We start from the raw sequence: 464 nt of genomic DNA, 5'->3' as shown, positions 1-464 counted from the left end.
TCCTGCCTGAGAACGTTGGATCAGACCGGGAGATCGTCCCGGCCGCCTTGACGGCGCTCAGCCGCTGCTGCCCGCCTTCGCCTCGGACGCGGTCGCGGACTGGCTGCCGGTGGCGCGATCGAGGCACTCGGCCATCTCCGAGGTGCCCCATTTGTGCTTGGAACACTGCGCCGTTCCCTGTGTCAGGTCGCGAGCGACGCCCCGGGGTTGCGGGGAGCCGCTGCAGCCCAGCAGGGAAAAAGCGACAAGGGCGAGCATCATCGATCGCATCTGGTTCCTCCATTGAACGCGCAACAACCGATCATGCCGGTTGGGCGAGAATATGAGGCACATGCGAAACGGGGCAATCGGCGGGGGATTGTGGTCGATCATCGTCCCCGCGGCGGCCTGATCAATGGCATGCCGGCTCGATCATGCCGCCGGCAAAGCAATTTACAGCTCTGTCTTGAAGCAGCGCCTGAACC

Annotated in this window: 1 protein-coding gene; it reads right to left on the bottom strand. The window is 64.4% G+C overall.

What is annotated here, in order from left to right; all coding sequences use genetic code 11:
* Positions 1-57: 57 nt before the first annotated feature.
* The gene (locus AB4Y92_RS25715) at positions 58-372 is read right to left on the bottom strand and encodes a hypothetical protein (RefSeq protein WP_441822193.1); all 315 of its coding nucleotides are present in this window, start codon (positions 370-372) and stop codon (positions 58-60) included.
* Positions 373-464: the final 92 nt, after the last annotated feature.

The organism is Lysobacter sp. TAB13 (assembly GCF_052113885.1).
GTDB classification, from domain to species: Bacteria; Pseudomonadota; Gammaproteobacteria; order Xanthomonadales; family Xanthomonadaceae; genus Lysobacter; species Lysobacter gummosus.
Note: the sequence above shows the minus strand (reverse complement) of the source record. Positions and strands in the feature narration are given on the sequence as shown.

Coding starts and splice junctions, on each gene's coding strand:
- AB4Y92_RS25715 (WP_441822193.1), bottom strand. CDS start 372: ATGATCGACCACAATCCCCCGCCGATTGCCCCGTTTCGCATGTGCCTC.